This window comes from Streptomyces sp. NPDC020780, assembly GCF_044334475.1.
GTDB lineage: Bacteria > Actinomycetota > Actinomycetes > Streptomycetales > Streptomycetaceae > Streptomyces.
Genome location: NZ_JBIRTB010000008.1, coordinates 293166 through 310716, shown reverse-complemented (window position 1 = coordinate 310716; position 17551 = coordinate 293166). Strand labels below are relative to the sequence as shown.

15 protein-coding genes and 1 tRNA gene are annotated in these 17551 nt (G+C 72.0%); 11 read left to right on the top strand and 5 right to left on the bottom strand.

Annotated features, from left to right (window positions below; genetic code table 11):
* Nucleotides 1–34: 34 nt before the first annotated feature.
* Nucleotides 35–694, bottom strand: a complete 660-nt coding sequence (locus tag ACH4VO_RS18015) for a DUF461 domain-containing protein (protein WP_360985653.1) — start codon at nucleotides 692–694, stop codon at nucleotides 35–37.
* Nucleotides 695–1327: 633 nt separating this feature from the next.
* On the opposite strand from ACH4VO_RS18015, the gene ACH4VO_RS18010 reads away from it, so the two are divergent.
* From ACH4VO_RS18010 to ACH4VO_RS17970, 9 genes are all read left to right on the top strand, one after another.
* Nucleotides 1328–1810 carry a CarD family transcriptional regulator gene (locus ACH4VO_RS18010; protein WP_006380568.1) on the top strand — a complete coding sequence of 161 codons (483 nt, stop codon included), beginning with the start codon at nucleotides 1328–1330 and terminating at the stop codon, nucleotides 1808–1810.
* Nucleotides 1811–2339: 529 nt separating this feature from the next.
* Nucleotides 2340–3104 (top strand): 2-C-methyl-D-erythritol 4-phosphate cytidylyltransferase, encoded by a 765-nt coding sequence (ispD, locus tag ACH4VO_RS18005; protein WP_360985650.1) that lies wholly within the window; start codon nucleotides 2340–2342, stop codon nucleotides 3102–3104.
* On the top strand, nucleotides 3094–3606 hold the full coding sequence (gene ispF / locus ACH4VO_RS18000; protein WP_360985647.1) for a 2-C-methyl-D-erythritol 2,4-cyclodiphosphate synthase: 513 nt from the start codon (nucleotides 3094–3096) through the stop codon (nucleotides 3604–3606). Before ispD ends, ispF begins: the two co-directional genes overlap by 11 nt.
* A gap of 81 nt (nucleotides 3607–3687) precedes the next feature.
* The gene (locus tag ACH4VO_RS17995; protein ID WP_398440967.1) at nucleotides 3688–4323 is read left to right on the top strand and encodes a GNAT family N-acetyltransferase; all 636 of its coding nucleotides are present in this window, start codon (nucleotides 3688–3690) and stop codon (nucleotides 4321–4323) included.
* A gap of 38 nt (nucleotides 4324–4361) precedes the next feature.
* Nucleotides 4362–5879, top strand: a complete 1518-nt coding sequence (locus ACH4VO_RS17990) for an ABC transporter substrate-binding protein (RefSeq protein WP_360985641.1) — start codon at nucleotides 4362–4364, stop codon at nucleotides 5877–5879.
* A 4-nt stretch (nucleotides 5880–5883) separates the two neighbouring features.
* Nucleotides 5884–7884 carry an ABC transporter permease subunit gene (locus ACH4VO_RS17985; protein ID WP_360985638.1) on the top strand — a complete coding sequence of 667 codons (2001 nt, stop codon included), beginning with the start codon at nucleotides 5884–5886 and terminating at the stop codon, nucleotides 7882–7884.
* 3 nt (nucleotides 7885–7887) lie between these two features.
* A complete protein-coding gene (gene cysS / locus ACH4VO_RS17980) occupies nucleotides 7888–9288 on the top strand; it encodes a cysteine--tRNA ligase (protein WP_360985635.1) in 1401 nt (466 codons plus the stop codon).
* A gap of 109 nt (nucleotides 9289–9397) precedes the next feature.
* Nucleotides 9398–10354 carry a 23S rRNA (guanosine(2251)-2'-O)-methyltransferase RlmB gene (gene rlmB, locus ACH4VO_RS17975; protein WP_360985632.1) on the top strand — a complete coding sequence of 319 codons (957 nt, stop codon included), beginning with the start codon at nucleotides 9398–9400 and terminating at the stop codon, nucleotides 10352–10354.
* Nucleotides 10355–10631: 277 nt separating this feature from the next.
* A complete protein-coding gene (locus ACH4VO_RS17970) occupies nucleotides 10632–12317 on the top strand; it encodes a DoxX family membrane protein (protein ID WP_360985629.1) in 1686 nt (561 codons plus the stop codon).
* A 189-nt stretch (nucleotides 12318–12506) separates the two neighbouring features.
* Here the strand turns inward: ACH4VO_RS17970 and ACH4VO_RS17965 are convergent, their stop codons facing one another.
* The 3 genes from ACH4VO_RS17965 to ACH4VO_RS17955 form a co-directional block, all read right to left on the bottom strand.
* The gene (locus ACH4VO_RS17965; RefSeq protein ID WP_360985626.1) at nucleotides 12507–13226 is read right to left on the bottom strand and encodes a nucleotidyltransferase family protein; all 720 of its coding nucleotides are present in this window, start codon (nucleotides 13224–13226) and stop codon (nucleotides 12507–12509) included.
* Between the two features lie 36 nt (nucleotides 13227–13262).
* Nucleotides 13263–13676, bottom strand: coding sequence for a hypothetical protein (locus tag ACH4VO_RS17960; RefSeq protein WP_360985623.1), 414 nt, complete (start codon nucleotides 13674–13676; stop codon nucleotides 13263–13265).
* Nucleotides 13677–14048: 372 nt separating this feature from the next.
* A complete protein-coding gene (locus ACH4VO_RS17955; protein WP_360985620.1) occupies nucleotides 14049–15185 on the bottom strand; it encodes a sn-glycerol-3-phosphate ABC transporter ATP-binding protein UgpC in 1137 nt (378 codons plus the stop codon).
* A gap of 176 nt (nucleotides 15186–15361) precedes the next feature.
* Between ACH4VO_RS17955 and ACH4VO_RS17950 the strand changes: the two genes are divergently transcribed.
* Nucleotides 15362–15436 (top strand) — tRNA-Thr (locus ACH4VO_RS17950).
* Nucleotides 15437–16202: 766 nt separating this feature from the next.
* Here ACH4VO_RS17950 and ACH4VO_RS17945 read toward each other — a convergent pair.
* The gene (locus tag ACH4VO_RS17945) at nucleotides 16203–16952 is read right to left on the bottom strand and encodes an SDR family oxidoreductase (protein WP_360985617.1); all 750 of its coding nucleotides are present in this window, start codon (nucleotides 16950–16952) and stop codon (nucleotides 16203–16205) included.
* A 128-nt stretch (nucleotides 16953–17080) separates the two neighbouring features.
* Here ACH4VO_RS17945 and ACH4VO_RS17940 point away from each other — a divergent pair, with 128 nt between their 5' ends.
* Nucleotides 17081–17515, top strand: coding sequence for an Rrf2 family transcriptional regulator (locus tag ACH4VO_RS17940; RefSeq protein WP_030942118.1), 435 nt, complete (start codon nucleotides 17081–17083; stop codon nucleotides 17513–17515).
* Nucleotides 17516–17551: the final 36 nt, after the last annotated feature.

The window sequence follows — 17551 nt, the reverse complement described above, 5'->3', positions numbered from 1 at the left end:
CCCGAGGGGGGCGGCGCCCTGCGCATGTCCCGCGTCAGTGCCCTGCGGACTCTTCGTCGGTCTGCTCGACGGAGCCGTTGCCGCCGTCCGCCGGGGCGCCGGACTGCCCGGTCGCCGACGGGCTCGGGGCGCCCGGCGTCTCGGAGGTGCTCCCCGAGGGCGTGGGCTTCGGCGACGGCAGCGTGCTCGGGCCGAAGCTCTCGAAGAAGCTGGTCGCCGGGACGACCAGGGCGCCGAGCTCGACGTCCCCCGTCTCGCTGAGGGTGAAGACGACGTTCTGCACGTCGCCGTCACTTCCGGCCTGACGGCCGTTCTCGATGACCGCGGAGGCGTTGCCCTTGCCTCCGAGGATGACCCGTCCGCCGGCCGGGACCTCGATCGGTCCACTGCCCTTGGCGGCGTGCAGAGCGACCTTGGCGTTCGTGCCCGGAAGCTTGACGGCCTCCAGGACCTGCGCCTTGGGGCCCTCGTTGAACAGCGTGGCGTTGACGACGGCCGGTCCCTCGGCGCCGGGCTCGGGCTGCGTGACGATGCTCGCGTTCTGGATCTTGATGTTCTCGACAGCGGTGGCTGCGTTGTCCGGCCTGACCTGAAGCGTCTGCGCGTCGTTGCCGGCGCTGCACGCGGACAGCGAGGCGATCGAGAACACGAGGGCAGTGGCGGCGAGGGCGCCGTGTCGAAGGCTGCGGCTCACGGCGGCGGCAACTCCTTGAACGTTCGGACTGCGGACTTCGGACTCTTGCGGACGGGAAGGCCGAGCGACGTAAAGCCGCCCTAAGGGTGTGTCAGCGGGCTCAGGTTACCGAGCCGCCCTCCCGGCCCCGCACCCGACCCGCCCCTACGGCCGTCGGACCTGACAGTCGGCCGGAACGCGCCCATTCCCGCCGCGTTCCGATAAGACACGGGTGCACCGCAGGGAACGCGCGGGTGCACCGTCCGGCCGGCGGGTGATCGATTTTCCGGCAGTGGCGCATTTCTTGCGCATAATCCACCCGGCGGCCGACCGTTGATCAATTTCAATGACCACCGACTCTTAGGTCCGTACGTGTGATCAACGCCCGAACGGAGTACGGAAAGTTCACCATACGGAACCCGACAATACGGGACGTTTGGCCCCTTCCGAGTGACTTCCTGGACGTGTGACGGGTGTGTTTCGCGTCGGTCGCGCGCCTGCTCCGACCTGCGAATATCGCCTTCCGGAAGCCCTCCGCAGCACGTTCGTGTTGCTGTTGTCAAGCCCTGAGATATGCCCTGACCTGCGAAAACGCCATTCAGGAGAAGCCGTTCTCGTGTTACTCTTGATAGCCACGGAAGGGGTACCTGTCACATGACGTTCAAGGTTGGCGACACCGTGGTCTATCCCCATCACGGGGCCGCGCTGATCGAGGCTATCGAAACTCGCCAGATCAAAGGCGTGGACAAGACCTACTTGGTGCTCAAGGTCGCCCAGGGCGACTTGACGGTTCGTGTGCCGGCGGACAACGCGGAGTTCGTCGGTGTGCGTGACGTGGTCGGGCAGGAGGGCCTGGACCGGGTCTTCGAGGTGCTGCGCGCACCGTACGCCGAAGAGCCGACGAACTGGTCCCGGCGCTACAAGGCAAATCTCGAGAAGCTCGCCTCCGGCGATGTGATCAAGGTCGCCGAAGTGGTCCGCGACCTGTGGCGTCGTGAGCGCGAGCGTGGACTCTCCGCAGGCGAGAAGCGCATGCTCGCCAAGGCCCGCCAGATCCTGGTGAGCGAACTCGCCCTCGCGGAGAACACCAACGAGGACAAGGCCGAGGCTCTGCTGGACGAGGTCCTCGCGTCCTGAACCGGGTCCCACCGGGGTCAGGAATCCGGTCGTAGGAAGTGCCGCGGTGCCCGCTGACCAACCGTCTTCTTCGACGGTGAGTCGTCGGGCGCTGCGGCATGTTCGGACCCTGACGCGCGGACCGGAGATCCGAACCCGACGTTCGGATTCCGGCGTACGGATCCGACGATGCCGGGATACCACCCAGCCGTCGGGCCGACTCGACCCTGTGAGCCCCTCGGTCCCGCCGTTCGCGGTGGAACCGACGCGCATTCGACCGAAGCGCATTCGGCCGAGATTCGCAGCAGACCGAACACCGACAACCTCGATCGGCCACCGCCCGACCGAGACGCCGCGACCGAAACGGTCCCGGCCGAGAGCCCTGCCGACCGAGCCGCCGCTACCGCTCGACCGGCCGGGGTTCACGGAAGGGGTCCCGGTCAGGTCAGGCGTCGCGTCCGGCTCTCCCCGGCCTACGGTCGGGGGCACGCCCAGGCCATACCCACGGGTGCCGTGGAAACAAACCTGCCGAAGCTTCGGAGTGCAACCGATGTCACCGATGTCACCGACGCCCGCCGATCCACGCCCGTTCCGCACCGCAGCGGTGATCCCCGCAGCCGGCCGGGGCGTCCGGCTGGGTCCCGGAGCCCCCAAGGCGCTGCGCACCCTCGGCGGGACGCCGATGCTGATCCACGCCGTACGCGCCATGGCGGCCTCCCGTGCCGTCTCTCTCGTCGTCGTGGTGGCGCCTCCGGGCGGCGCGCCCGAGGTGAAGAACCTCATCGACGAGCACGCCCTGCCCGAGCGCACCGACTACCTCGTGGTTCCCGGAGGCGCGACCCGCCAGGAGTCGGTGAAACTGGGCATCGACGCGCTGCCGCCGGACGTCTCCGTCGTACTCGTCCATGACGCGGCCCGGCCGCTGGTCCCCGTCGACACCGTGGACGCGGTCATCGAGGCCGTTCGTGACGGGGCGCCAGCCGTCGTGCCCGCGCTCCCGCTCGCCGACACCGTCAAGGAGGTCGAGCCCGGCCCGCCGGGCGATCCCGAGCCCGTCCTCTCGACGCCCGTTCGCGCCCGGCTGCGCGCCGTCCAGACACCCCAGGGGTTCGACCGCGACACGCTCGTCCGCGCCCACGCGAGCGTGGTTGTCGACGGCGACGGCGCGACCGACGACGCGGGCATGGTCGAACGCCTCGGCTCGCCGGTCGTCGTCGTACCCGGGCACGAGGAGGCGTTCAAGGTGACCCGGCCGCTGGACCTGGTCCTGGCCGAGGCCGTTCTCGCACGCCGGAGGGCGAACGATGGGTTCTGAGACCGCTGACCAGCCGCTGCCCGTGATCCCGCAGGTGGGTGTCGGGACCGACATCCACGCTTTCGAAGAGGGCCGTGAGCTGTGGTGCGCCGGGCTGCTGTGGGAGGGCGAGGGCCCCGGGCTGGCCGGCCACTCCGACGCCGACGTCGTGGCGCACGCCGCGTGCAACGCCCTGTTCTCGGCCGCCGGGCTCGGTGACCTGGGGCAGCACTTCGGCACCGGCCGCCCGGAGTGGGCCGGCGCCTCCGGTGTCACCCTGCTCGCCGAGGCGGCGCGCATCGTGCGGGCCGAGGGCTTCGGGATCGGCAATGTCGCCGTGCAGGTCGTCGGGGTACGCCCCAAGATCGGCAAGCGGCGCGGCGAGGCACAGAAGGTGCTCTCCGACGCGGTTGGCGCCCCCGTCTCGCTCTCCGCCGCCACCTCCGACGGCCTCGGCTTCACCGGCCGGGGCGAGGGACTTGCGGGCATCGCGACCGCCCTCGTGTACCGCACCGCTGTCTGAGCTGAGGGCGTGAGCGCCGGGCCCCCAGGCCCCCCCGAGCCTTGTTGCACATCACTTGCAGCTACGCTGAAGCGGCAGGTGATGTGCCGTAAGGGCCGGGAGCGAGGGTGGGCGTCAGTGGTGAGCGTGACCGCCGGGGCGGCGAGGACGCAGGACGCGCGGGAGGATGCGGACGGGTACGTCCTGCGGACCGCGACCGCGCAGGATCTCGGCGGCGCCCGCGCCGTCATGCTGGACACCGTCTACGGCGACCTCAAGTCCGGCTACGTCCCGCACTGGCACGCCGACATCATCGACCTGGAGGGCGCCTATCTGCGCCCCGCGCGATGCGCGCTCCTGGTCGTCCGGCACGGTGACGACATCGTCGCGACCGGGGCCGTGCGCGACCGGGGGCCCCAGGCGCCGCCCAATCCGCAGTGTGTCGCCGACCGGTTCCCCTCCGGCTCCACGGCCCAGCTGTGCCGGATCTACGTACGCCCCGAGCACCGCAGGCACGGGCTGGCGCGCCGGCTGGTCCGGGCGCTCACGGCCTTCGCGGACCGGGCCGGCGGTTACACCCGGCTCTACCTCCACACCGATCCCGCCGTGCCGGGTGCCGAGCCGTTCTGGCGGTCGCTGGCCGAGGAGGTGTGCGACGAGCGTGCGCTGCCGGGCGGCGGACAGGGGATCGTCCACTTCGAGCTGCCGATGCCGGGACGTGTGAGACGGGCACCCTGACCTCCATATGATTATCGTTTTCATATAAGGTCACCGTCATGCCTACGCCCCGAAGCCGCCGCTCACCGCTGCCGGCCGTCGCCGCCACCGTGGCCCTCCTCCTGCCTCTGGCAGCCTGCTCCGCCCCGGGCGGCGACGGGGCGTCCGGCGACGCGCGGCCGCTCCGGGTCGTCATGGCCTTCCCGCCCGCCCAGGCCATGTCCCCCTACGGCGACGACGCGGTCACCCTCAGCCGGCTCGCCGTCACCGAAGGCCTCACCACGCTCGGCAGGGACGGTGCCGCCCGGCCCGCGCTCGCCGCATCGTGGAAGCGGACCGGCGCCGGCGCCTGGACGTTCACCCTCCGCGACGCCGTCTTCCAGGACGGCGCGAAGGTCGACGCCGCTGCCGTCGTGCGCTCCCTCACCGCGGCGGCGAAGGCCTCCCCCCTCCCGCGCGTCCTGTCCGACACGACGCTGACCGCCACCGCCACGGACCCGCGCACCGTACGGATCGTCACCAGGGACGCCGACCCGCTCCTGCCCCAGCGGCTCGCCAACCCCTCCCTGGCCGTCCTGTCCGCCGCCGCGTACGGGAAGGGCGGCGTGGACCCCCTGGGGCACGCCACGGGGCCCTTCACCATGACCCGCCTGAACGGCGCGGTCGGCGCCACCCTGAAGCGCAACACCACGTACTGGGGCGGCAGGGCGAAGGCACCGGGCGTCGACGTGACGTTCGTCGCCGACGGGACCGCCCGGGCCAACGCCCTGCGGACGAAGGCCGTCGACGTCGCCGAATACGTACCCGTCTCCCAGGCGTCACTGCTCGGCGACGCGTACGTCCACGAGTTCCCCTCCGCACGGACCAACGGCCTCTCCCTCAACACCCGGCGCGGCGTCTTCGCCGATCCGGCCATGCGCGCGGCCGCCCGTGAGGCCATCGGCCCCACGTCGCTGGTCGAGGGCGTGTACGAGGGCAGGGCCGACACCGGGCAGGGACTCCTCGGCCCCGGCGTCGCCTGGGCCGCCGGGGCCCGTACGGCACCGGCGGGCCGGGCCACGGCCGCGGGCCGCGCCGAGGTGGCGACGACGAAGGAGATCGTCCTCGCCACCTACACCAACCGCCCGGAGCTGCCCGAAGTCGCCACGATCGTCCAACAGCAGCTCCGTGGCCGCGGCTTCACGGTGAAGCAGGTCGTACGTGACTACGCGCAACTCGAGGCGGACGCGCTCGCAGGGAAGTACGACGCGTTCATCCAGGCCCGCAACACCCTCCTGGACACCGCCGACCCGGTCTCCTACCTCGCCTCCGACTTCACCTGCGACGGCAGCTTCAACATCTCCCAGCTCTGCGACGAACGCGTCGACGCCGCGGTCGGCGAGGCCGCCTCCCAGGCCTCCACCGAGGACCGCCACCGCGCCGTGATGGCCGCCGAGGCCGCCGTCCTCGGCACCGACGCCCTCGTACCGCTCGTCCACGAGCGCTTCGTCCAGGGATACGACGAGACGCGCGTCGAAGGGGTCGCGCTCGACCCCATGGAGCGCACCCTCATCACCACCGACACCCGCGTCCGGTGACCGCGTGAAGTACCTGACGGCCCGCCTCGGCGTCCTCCTGGCCGTCGTCGCGGTCATCGGCCTGCTGCCCCGGCTGACCCGCACGGACCCCGCCCTGACGATCCTGCACGCCCGCTACGCGGACCGGCCGCCGACGCCCGCCGTACTCGACGCGATCCGCACCGGTACCGGACTCGACGGCGGACCGCTCCACGTCCTCGGCCGGTGGGCCGCCGGGCTGCTCCGCGGCGACCTGGGGGAGTCCTGGGTCTCCGGGCAGCCCGTGGGACCCGACGTGACGTTCGCCCTCGGCGTCTCCCTGGCCCTCATGGGCGCCTCCCTGGCCGTCGCCCTCCTCCTCGCCCTCGCCCTCTCCGCCGGCACCCTGCGCCGCGGTGCACACCGCCGGCTCGTCACCACCCGGGCGGGGGCCGCAGCCGCGGCGCTCGCCGCGCTCCCGGAATTCCTGGTCGCCGCCGTCCTGGCCATCGTCCTCGCCGTACAGCTGGGCTGGTTCCCCGCTCTCGGCTGGGGCGGGGCCGACCGGCTCGTCCTGCCCGCCCTCGCCATGGGTGTACCGGCGGGCGCGCTGCTCGGGCGGCTGCTGGACGACGCGCTGCCCGCCGCGTTCGCCGAGCCCTGGGCCCGCGCCGCCACAGCGGGCGGCCTGCCCGCCCGGCGCATCGCGGCCCACGCCCTGCGGCGCGTCCTTCCCACCCTGCTGCCGCAGCTCGGCCTGATCGTCGTCGGACTCACCGGCGGCGCTGTCGCCGTCGAATCGCTCTACGCCGTACCCGGCCTCGGCGGCACCGCGCTCTCCGCCGCGCTGGCCCAGGACCTGCCCGTCCTCCAGGCCTGCGTGCTCGCCCTGCTCCTGCTCGGCCTCGCCGCCGGCCTCGCGGCCCGGACCGGTGCCCGGCTGCTGCTCGGCCCCGCCCGCGCCGACGGCGCCCTGCCGCCACTCGTCGCCCCGCGCCTGCCCGCCCGCCGCACGGTGGCCCCCGCCGCCGCGGTCCTGGCGGGGCTCCTCCTCGCCGTCACCCTCGCCGGCCTGCTCCGCGACCCGCTGCACGTCGACGCCGCCGCCCGGCTCGCGACCCCCTCGGCGGCCCACCCCCTGGGCACCGACTCCCTGGGCCGCGACGTCCTCGCCCGGCTCGGCCACGGTGCCGCCCGGACCGTACTCACCGCTGCGGCCATCAGCGCCGTCACCCTCGCGCTGGGACTGCTCGTGGGCGCCGCCCGCGCCGGGGCCCTCACCGAGACGGCCAACGCGCTGCCCGCCGTGCTGGCGGGCCTGGTCGCGGCGGGCATCGCGGGCCCCGGCGCCTGGGGCGCGGCAGCCGCGGTCACCGCCGTCGCCTGGGCGCCCCTGGCCGCCCACACGTCCGCGCTGTACGCCCAGGAACGGGCCGCCCCGCACGTGGCCGTCGCGGTCTCCCTGGGCGCCGGACGCCTCCACCTGCTCCGCCGGCACCTCCTGCCGGGGATCCTGCCGCCCGTCGTCCGCCACGCGGCACTCCGCGTCCCCAGCGTCGCCCTGGCGCTCGCCTCCCTCGGCTTCCTCGGCCTCGGGACCCAGGCCCCGGCCCCCGAATGGGGACGCATGCTCTCCGAGAACATGCCGTACGCCGAACGCTCCCCCTGGCCCGTCCTCGCCCCCGCAGCGGCCCTGGCCGCCCTCGGTGTCCTGGCGGTGCTGACCTCGGCGGCCGTACGGGGCGGGAGGGCGAACCGGGCGGTGGCGGACGGCGAGGACGGCGAGGACGGCCCACCGCCCGGCACGGCGCCCCGGACCACGCCCGTCGCAGTCATGACGGCCCCGCCCGGGGCGGACCGGACACCGGCGGCCCGCTCGAGAAGGTCGCCGGAAGAAGACCCGTGGACGCACGTCCGTACCCACGGCGGCACAGGACGTCCGGCACCTACCCGGTCTGCCGCGACCGGCCCAGGCAGCGGCTTCACCCGTGGGTCACGGGTTTTCCACAGGGTGCGCCGGGCACTGGTGCGCGCCCACTACCCTTGAGGGGTGACTATTCGCCTGTACGACACCAACGCCCGGCAGATCCGTGACTTCGTCCCGCTCACAGCGGGCTGCGTCTCGATCTACCTCTGTGGCGCGACTGTCCAGGCCGCCCCGCACATCGGGCACATCAGGTCCGGACTGAACTTCGACATCATGCGCCGCTGGTTCGACCACCGCGGCTACGACGTGACGTTCATCCGGAATGTCACCGACATCGACGACAAGATCATCGCGAAGTCCGCCGAGCAGGGCCGCCCCTGGTGGTCCATCGGCTACGAGAACGAGCGCGCGTTCAACGCCGGTTATGACGCCCTGGGCTGCCTCCCGCCCACGTACGAGCCGCGGGCCACCGGGCACATCACCGAGATGGTCGAGATGATGCGCGGCCTCATCGAGCGCGGCCACGCCTACGCGGCCGACGGCAACGTCTACTTCGACGTGCGCTCGTACGAGGACTATCTCGAGCTCTCCAACCAGGATCTTGACGACCTGCGCCAGCCCTCCGGCGACAACGAGACCGGCAAGCGGGACAAGCGCGACTTCGCCATGTGGAAGTCCGCGAAGCCCGGGGAGCCCAGCTGGGAGACGCCGTGGGGCCGCGGCCGACCCGGCTGGCACCTGGAGTGCTCCGCGATGGCCCACAAGTACCTCGGCAGTGCCTTCGACATCCACGGCGGCGGCATCGACCTGATCTTCCCGCACCACGAGAACGAGATCGCCCAGGCGAAGGCCTTCGGCGACGAGTTCGCGACGTACTGGGTGCACAACGGCTGGGTCACCATGTCCGGCGAGAAGATGTCGAAGTCCCTCGGCAACTCGGTGCTGGTCAGCGAGATGGTCAAGCAGTGGCGCCCCATCGTCCTGCGCTACTACCTCGGCACCCCGCACTACCGTTCCATGATCGAGTACAGCGACGAGGCACTGCGCGAGGCCGAGTCCGCGTTCGCGCGGATCGAGGGATTCGTCCAGCGCGTCCTGGAGAAGGCGGGCCGCGAGGTCGCCCCGGCCGCCGAGGTGCCGCCCGCGTTCGCCGAGGCCATGGACGACGACCTCGGGGTTCCGCAAGCCCTCGCGATCGTCCACACCACCGTCCGGCAGGGCAACTCCGCCCTCGCCGCCGACGACAAGGAAGCCGCGGTCGCCCGCCTCGCCGAGGTGCGTGCGATGCTCGGCGTCCTGGGCCTCGATCCGCTCGACCCGCACTGGGCGGGCGGGAGCGACCGCGGCGAGGACCTGCACGGCGTGGTCGACACCCTCGTACGACTCGTTCTCGACCAGCGCCAGGCGGCTCGCGAGCGCAAGGACTGGCCCGCGGCCGACGCCATCCGCGACCAGCTCAACCAGTCCGGCCTCGTCATCGAGGACAGCCCGAGCGGACCCCGGTGGACCCTCGGCCCGCGTTGAGCGGACTGCCACCGCACCATGCGTGAACAGCGCAAATGTGCCGCCCGGCCATCCGGGCGGCACACTTTCACTTGACGACGTCTTTCTGAAGCAACGAAACAGGTAGGTCATGGCCGGGAACAGCCAGCGCAGGAACCGCCGCACGTCCAACAAGAAGGGCATGCAGGTCGGCAGCGGCGGTAACCGACGCCGTGGTCTCGAAGGCAAGGGACCGACGCCGCCCGCCTCCGCCCGCAAGGGACACAAGAAGAACCGGGTGGCGAACGCCCAGGCCAAGCAGGCCGCCGCCCGCCGCCCCGCACCGCGCCGCGGCGGCGTCAAGGGCACGTCGGAGATGGTCGTCGGCCGTAACCCGGTCTACGAGGCCCTGCGCGACGGCGTCCCGGCCACCACCCTCTACGTCCAGCAGTACATCGACAACGACGAGCGGGTGCGCGAGGCCCTCCAGCTCGCCGGCGAGCGCGGCAACATCAACCTGATGGAAGCCCCGCGCCCGGAGCTCGACCGGATGACGAACGGCCTGAACCACCAGGGCCTCGTCCTCCAGGTCCCGCCGTACGAGTACGCGCACCCGGAGGACCTCACCTCGGCCGCGTACGACAACAACGAGGACCCGCTGATCGTCGCGCTCGACGGCGTCACCGATCCCCGCAACCTCGGTGCGATCGTCCGCTCCGTCTCCGCGTTCGGCGGCCACGGCGTCGTCGTCCCCGAGCGCCGGGCGGCCGGCATGACGGCCGGAGCCTGGAAGTCGTCGGCCGGCACCGCGGCCCGCACCCCGGTCTCCCGCGTCACCAACCTCACCCGTGCCCTGGAGGGTTACCAGAAGGCGGGCCTCACCGTCGTCGGCCTCGCCGCCGACGGCGAACACACGGTCGAGGACCTGGAAGAGCTCGCCGGCCCCGTCGTCATCGTCATCGGCAGTGAGGGCAAGGGCCTCGGCCGCCTCGTCGGCGAGACCTGCGACTACCGGGTCCGCATCTCCATGCCGGGCGGCGCCGAGTCCCTGAACGCCGGGGTCGCCGCGGGCATCGTCCTGTACGAGGTGGCCCGCCGCCGCGCCTGAGCGGGGCCGCCCGGCGGCGGCGTCCGCGCCGCACCCGGTCAGGGGCTGCCCGGTGGCCTCCGGGCGCCTCCTTCTCCGGGCTGCTCTCCCTTGGCGCGTTTCCGTGCCAGCTCCCGCATCGGCGTCCACGCCCTACGCTTCGGCGTCGCGCACGGCCCGTGTCTCGCGCTCCGAGAGGCCTCGGCGTGCACGAGACACGGGCACGAGACCGCTGTTGACGGGTCTCGGACACTCCGAGGCGTCAAGGCAGTGTCCTAATCACACATCACTCGGTTAGATGAGTGTGGACACCAGAACGCCTCGGTTCGACGACCAACCCGCCCTGAGCATGACGAAGGTGGACAGCGACCCCGCCCAGGTCATCGTCAGCCACGCCAGCTTCCGGGTGCGGCTCGCCCCGGGCCAGCGCACCCGTCTGCGCGGCCCGGCGGGCCCCGCCGGGCCGGCCAGGATCCCCGCCATGAGCGGCGCGGGCGGCCGTAGGCGGGCCCCCGTCGTCTGGAGCGGCAGGTCGGAGCCGGGGGACCCCGGAGCGACCGGGCTCCTGCAGGCCGTACGCAACTCCACCGCAGGCAGCCTCGGCGCCGGCGCCGGCAGGGACTTCGGCACGGGGAACGACGACACGGGCGGCGGCACGCAGGTCATCCCGCTCCTCGAGGAGACCCAGCCGAACCCCGTCCTCATCGCCCCACAACCGGGGCGCGGCCGGACCGGTCCGCTGCTGCCCCCCATGCGGCAGGCCGTCGGCGCCTACGACTCCGTCGACACGAGGCCCGACGCCCCGTACGGCCACTCGGGAGACCCGGAGCACGACGACCCGGAGTACGACGACCTCGGGCTCGACGGTCCCGGACACGAGGACACCGGGCGTGACACCGCCGCGTCCGGCGAGCGGCGCCCCAGCGACAAGGTCCGGCACGCCTACTACCCGGGACGCCGGATGAACCTCGGCGTCGTCCTCCTGCCGCTGCGCGTCTTCCTCGGTTTCCTCTCCATCTACGCCGGCATGGGCAAGCTCTGCGACCCCGTCTACTTCGACGGCGGCCACCGCGGCTCCATGGTCAAGTGGCTGACGTCGATGCGCCCTTGGGCTGTTGCCGAACCCCTCCGCGACTTCGCCCTCGCCCACCCTGTGGGGTCCGGACTGGCGGTCGCCTTCCTTCAGGTCGTCGTCGGTGTCCTGACCGTCCTCGGCCTCTGGCAGCGCGTGGCCGCGGCCTTCGGTGCCCTGCTCTCCGCCGCGCTCCTCGTCACGGTCAGCTGGCGCAGCGTCGCCGCGTACGACGCCCCCGACATCATCTTCCTGGCGGCCTGGAGTCCCCTGGTCATCGCGGGCGCCCCCGTCTACTCCGTCGACGGACGCCTCGCCGGGGAGGCGTGGCGCACACTCGGCCCGCGCTCCGAGATCTGGGACCTGCGCCGCCGCGTCCTGCGCCGCGGCGCTGTGGTCGCCACCGTCGTCGTCGGCCTGACCCTGCTGGTCGGCTCGATGCTCGGCGGGGCCGTCCGTTCCACGGAGGTCGTCACCGTGCCCGGCCCCGACGACAACCCCACCAACCAGCTGCCGGGCTCCCCGCTGCCCGACGAGACCACCGGCAAGGGGAAGCCCTCCGGTTCCCCGGCCGAACGCCGGCCCGAGACGGGCCCGTCCAGCGCGCCCGACACCCCGGCGGCCAGGGAATCCACTCCGGCGGGCGACGACTCCGCCCGCGAACCCGGCCCCGCCACGGGGGCGAGTACCGGGCAGCCCAGCCAGACGCAGGGCACCGGCCAGCAGCCCCCGCAGGAGACGACTCCGCAGGAACCCCCGGCCACCAGCAGCTCAGGACCGGCCTCCTCGGGCAGTACCGGATCCGGCGGCACCACCGGCGGCGGTGGCTCGGATTCCGGCGGCTCGGACAGCGGTGGCGGCGATTCCGCCGGGGGCGCCGGCCAGAACCCCATCGGCGGCCTGCTCGGCTGATCTGCCGGGCCCCCACCGCCAGGGCGGGGGCCCGGCACCGCGAGAGCGCGTACGCGCCCCGAAGGCGGGGAGGCCTCACCCGTACGGCGAGGGCGGTCACCGGACACCCGGTGACCGCCCTCGCCGTACGTCTGCCCCGCCGCCCGCAGCCATCCTCGGCCGCCGCCTCGGCGGGCCCCCGCAGCAGCCTCAGTCGCCCGGCCGGGAACCCAGTTCCTTCGCCGCCTCCGTCAGGTCCTTCGCCGTGTCGATCGCCCGCCAGTACGCCCCGTGCGGCAGCGGGTACCCGGCCAGCCGGCGCTCCCGGGCCAGCCGGGGAAACGTCGTCCGCTCATGGTCGCCCCGGTCCGGCAGCATGGCCGTGAAGGCGGGCGCGAAGACGTACACCCCCGCGTTGATCAGGTACGGGGACGGAGGCGACTCGATGAAGTCGGTGATGTGACCGAACGCGTCCGTCTCCACCGCGCCCCACGGAATCCGCGGACGGGCCAGTGCCAGCGTCGCTAGGGCGTCCCGCTCGGCGTGGAACGAGGCCATCTCCCGGAGCGAGAAGCGGGTCCAGATGTCGCCGTTGGTCGCGTACCACGGAGCCGACGCGTTGGGCAGCCGTGCCGCGGCATGCTTCAGACCGCCGCCACGGCCCAGGGGCTCGGTCTCGACGACGGTCGTGACACGCAAGGGCAGCACCGAGGAGGCCAACCACTCCTGCAGCACATCGGCAAGATGGCCGCACGAGACCACGGCGTCGGTGACACCCTCGGCGGCCAGCCAGGAAAGCTGATGGCCGATGATCGGGGTCCCGGTGCCCGGGATCTCGACCATCGGCTTGGGACGGTCATCGGTGTACGGGCGCAGCCGCGAGCCCTGACCACCCGCCAGGATCACGGCCTGCGTCGGAAACGTATGCATGCGAGGCACGATATGCCGTGCCCGCGCACACCCCGCTCAGCTGAACTGCGCGACGCCGGAGGCGAACGACGTGTCGCACACCGGGCGGGAGAAGCGGTGTGCCCGCGTCGGACCGTACTGGTCGACGGCCGCCCTGCCCAGGGCCTTCGCGATCGACATGCAGTGCTTCGCCAGCGACGGCCGGGCCTCCACCGTGCGCTGGAGGTGCGTCAGCGCGACACCCGGGTCCTTCTCGCGCAGTTCCAGGAGGAGCTTGTCGCGCAGGACGTCCTGCGGTGCGCGCGCCTTGGCGCGCTTGGACACGGTCTCGGAGGCAGCGGTCAGCAGCTGGGTCTCGGTGTCCTGCCCCGACCACTGCACGCGGGTGACCGCGAGGGTCCCGGACAGGACCATGACGACGGGCAGTACGAGAGCTAGGGTTCGGCCGATGCGGCGCGCGGTGTGGGTCACGCAGGCGAGCGTAGCGGTCAGTGATGACATGGCGACATTTCGTCACTCTTGCGGGGGATGGTTCGAGGGAGTCTTTCGAATCGCGTGTTGACGTGCACGGGCGAATCGGCCGCTGTCACGGGGTATTCGGCGCCCTCCGGCCCGAAACCCCCGCGCACCCCCCGCCACGCGAACGGCCCCACGTCCCTGGGGGACGCGGGGCCGTTAGCGGCACGGCGAGTACGACGAGCCGTGCGGCCGGATCACCGGTCGGGCCTCAGCGGCGGCCGGACCGCGAGGCGGTCGGACACTCGCCGTCGTGCGGCCGGTGATCCGGCCGCACGGTCAGGCGGTGAGACGGCCAGGCGGCCAAGCGGCCAAGCGGCCAAGCGGTCAGGCGGTCAGGCGCTCACCGGTCGACGTCGCGAAGACGTGCAGCTCGTCCGGGCGCGGCACGACGTGCAGCTCGGTGCCCTTCTCCGGCACGGCGCGGCCGCCGACGCGGACGACCAGGTCCTTGTGCTCGCCACCGACCTGCGCGGCACCGTAGACGTACCCGTCGGCGCCGAGCTCCTCGACGACGTTGACGGAGACGGCCAGACCGGCCGGGGCGTCGGCCGAGCCCTTGGACAGGCCCTGCGCGGCGGCGCCGCCGTGCTCGACGATGTCGAAGTGCTCGGGGCGGATGCCGACGGTGACCGTGCGGTCGCCGCGGTCGGCCGCGGCGGAGAGCGCCGCACGGGAGACCGGGACGACGCTGTTGCCGAACTTCACGCCGCCGTCGGTGATCGGGACCTCGACGAGGTTCATCGCCGGGGAGCCGATGAAGCCGGCCACGAAGAGGTTCGCCGGGCGGTCGTACATGTTCCGCGGCGAGTCGACCTGCTGGAGGAGGCCGTCCTTGAGGACCGCGACCCGGTCACCCATGGTGAGGGCCTCGACCTGGTCGTGGGTGACGTACACGGTGGTGATGCCGAGGCGGCGCTGCAGGGAGGCGATCTGCGTACGCGTCGACACACGGAGCTTGGCGTCGAGGTTCGACAGCGGCTCGTCCATGAGGAAGACCTGCGGCTCACGCACGATGGCGCGGCCCATCGCCACACGCTGGCGCTGACCACCGGAGAGCGCCTTCGGCTTGCGGTCCAGGTAGTCGGTGAGGTCCAGCATCTTGGCGGCCTCTTCGACCTTCGCCCGGATCTCCGTCTTGTTGATGCCGGCGATCTTGAGCGCGAAGCCCATGTTGTCCGCGACGGTCATGTGCGGGTAGAGCGCGTAGTTCTGGAACACCATGGCGATGTCCCGGTCCTTCGGGGGCAGGTGCGTGACGTCGCGGTCACCGATGCGGATCGCGCCGCCGTTGACGTCCTCGAGACCCGCGAGCATGCGGAGGGAGGTCGACTTGCCGCAACCGGAAGGACCGACGAGGACGAGGAACTCGCCGTCCTCGATGTCGATCTCGAGCTGGTCCACAGCCGGCTTCGTGGAGCCGGGGTAGACGCGGGACGCCTTGTCGAACGTGACACTGGCCATGGCGATTCTTCTCCTCCACCGGCAGGAACGTGCCGGACGATCCGAGTAAGGGAGTGGATGGTCCACCGGAGTGAACCTGCAGTGACGCTACCTGGCGTTTTCGAATCTGTCAGTAGTCCTGGGTCCCGGATATTGTGCTGTTGCCGGTCGCCGGGTTGGTTAGACTGCTCCGGCACGCCTCCTTAGCTCAGTCCGGCCAGAGCAACGCACTTGTAATGCGTAGGTCGTCGGTTCGAATCCGACAGGGGGCTCCGGGAAAACCCCAGGTCACGCAGCCCGTGGCCTGGGGTTTCCGCTGTTCCGGGGCTGGTGTGCCGGATAGCCGGGACGCGGCAGGAGGGCCTGCGTGAGGGGAGCCGCTCAGGGACCCTGCTTCTTGGCCTGGGCCTTGCGCTGGAGGGGGACGAGCTTCGCGGGGCCTCGGCGCGCTCCCGCCGACATGGGGCAGGACGCTCCGGTAGGTGATCCGGGTGATCCGGGTGTCGCTGGGGCCGCCGTCCATCGGCCTCGTCCGCGACTGAACATGCCGCCCCGTGCACGATGCCTTCCGAAACGGCGTCCACCGGGCGGCTCGGGCTCGGAAGCCGTGCTCACTTGGGCCGGAGGGGCTGGTTCACCGTGAAGGAGAAGGGCTTGCCGGACCTGCTCCCGTAATGCGCGGATGCATGGGCCACAGGCGAACATCGCCGCCTGGGCGCCGGCCACGCGCACAGGCCCGATTCGTAGGACACGGGTCCGTCGCCGGCCGCGGTAGAGCCGGCAGAAGCCCGTCCGTCCACGTATTGCCGTCGTCGGTGTCCGCCGCAGCGGGCAGACCACCGCGTGCGAACGCGGCGATGCCAGGAGCCTCCGCCAACGTGGAAGCGGCAGGTCGAAGGGCTGGTGTGACCCGTACTCGAGGAAATCGCCCTGCTCGTGGGCGGCAGTCTGCGGAGGAGATCGTGCGTCAGGAGCCGCTCTCCTTTGCGCGCACCCGAAGGCGCGATGTCCTCCGGGGCGCGCTGCAGGGGTTCCGGTTCAGGCGTTGTAGCCACCGTGGGCGTCCAGCACCGCGCCCGTGATGTACGAGGCGGCGGGGCTCGCCAGAAAGGCGATCGCCGCGGCGATTTCGTCGGGGTGCCCCATACGCTGCAGGGACAGCGAGCTGACCAGCACCTTGAGGGTCTCGGGGTCCGGCGGTTCCATGCCGCCCTCCATCAGTCCGGCCTCCACGACGTTGGCCGTGATGTCCCGGGGCCCGAGGTCGCGTGCGACCCCCATGGTGTACCTCTCGATCCCTGACTTGGTCGCCGAGTAGTCGGCAAGGCCCGGGGCGCCGACCCGGGAGCCCAGTCCGGAACTCACGGTGATGATGCGGCCGTCCGTGCGCAGCACTCGGGAGGCGGCCCGGATGACGGCGATCACGCCGAGGTAGTTGGTGGCGTGCATCCGGTCCAGTGCGGCGGTGTCGGCGTCCGGGGCGTCCACCGTGCCGGCCACGGAGATCGCCGCGTTGTTGACGAGGATGTCCAGGCCGCCGAAGTGCGCGACCACGTCGTCGATCAGTGCCGGCGCCCGACTCATGTCCGCCTGGTCGGACTTGAAGGCGACGGCCTTCGCTCCCTTGCCGCGCACCTCGTCGACGACGGCCTGCGCCTGCTTCTCGGAGCTGACGTAGGTGAAGGCGACGTCGGCGCCCTGCTCGGCCAGCAGCCGTACGGTCGCGGCTCCCAGTCCGCGCGACCCCCCGGTGACCAGGGCGACCTTGCCCATGAGTGGCTTGCTCATACTTCTCACCTCGTTGATTCGACCCTTCCTGGCAGTCGCAACGTTAATTGTTACGACAGGCAGATGCAACCTTCACTGTTACGACTGGGGGTCGTAACATAAGGCGTTGCAGCCGAGAGGAGGGGTGCATGAGTGCCAACAGCCGGTTGACCATTGCCGCCCACGCGCTGGCCTGGATCGGTCTTTACCAGCGCCAGGGCCATGAGGTCGCCACCTCCGAGCAGATCGCGACCAGCGCGAACACCAACCCCGTGGTGATCAGGCGGCTGCTCGGCGAGCTGCGCAGGGCCGGGCTCGTCGAGTCCCGGCGTGGCGTGGGCGCGGGCTGGTCGCTGGCGCGCGAGCTGGAGTCGATGACCCTGCTCGACGTGTACGAGGCAGTGGAACCCGGCCCGCTGTTCGCGATGCACCGCACTACCCCGGACCAGGGATGTGTGGTGGGTTACGGCATCCAGCCGGCGATGCAGGGCATCTACGAGGGCATCGAGGAGACCCTGAGACACGAGCTGGCCCGCGTCACGCTCGAGAACGTACTCCGGGACGTACTCGCGGCACCTCGCTAGGCCGTGTATCGAAAGTCCCGCCTGCCCGGCGGCGCC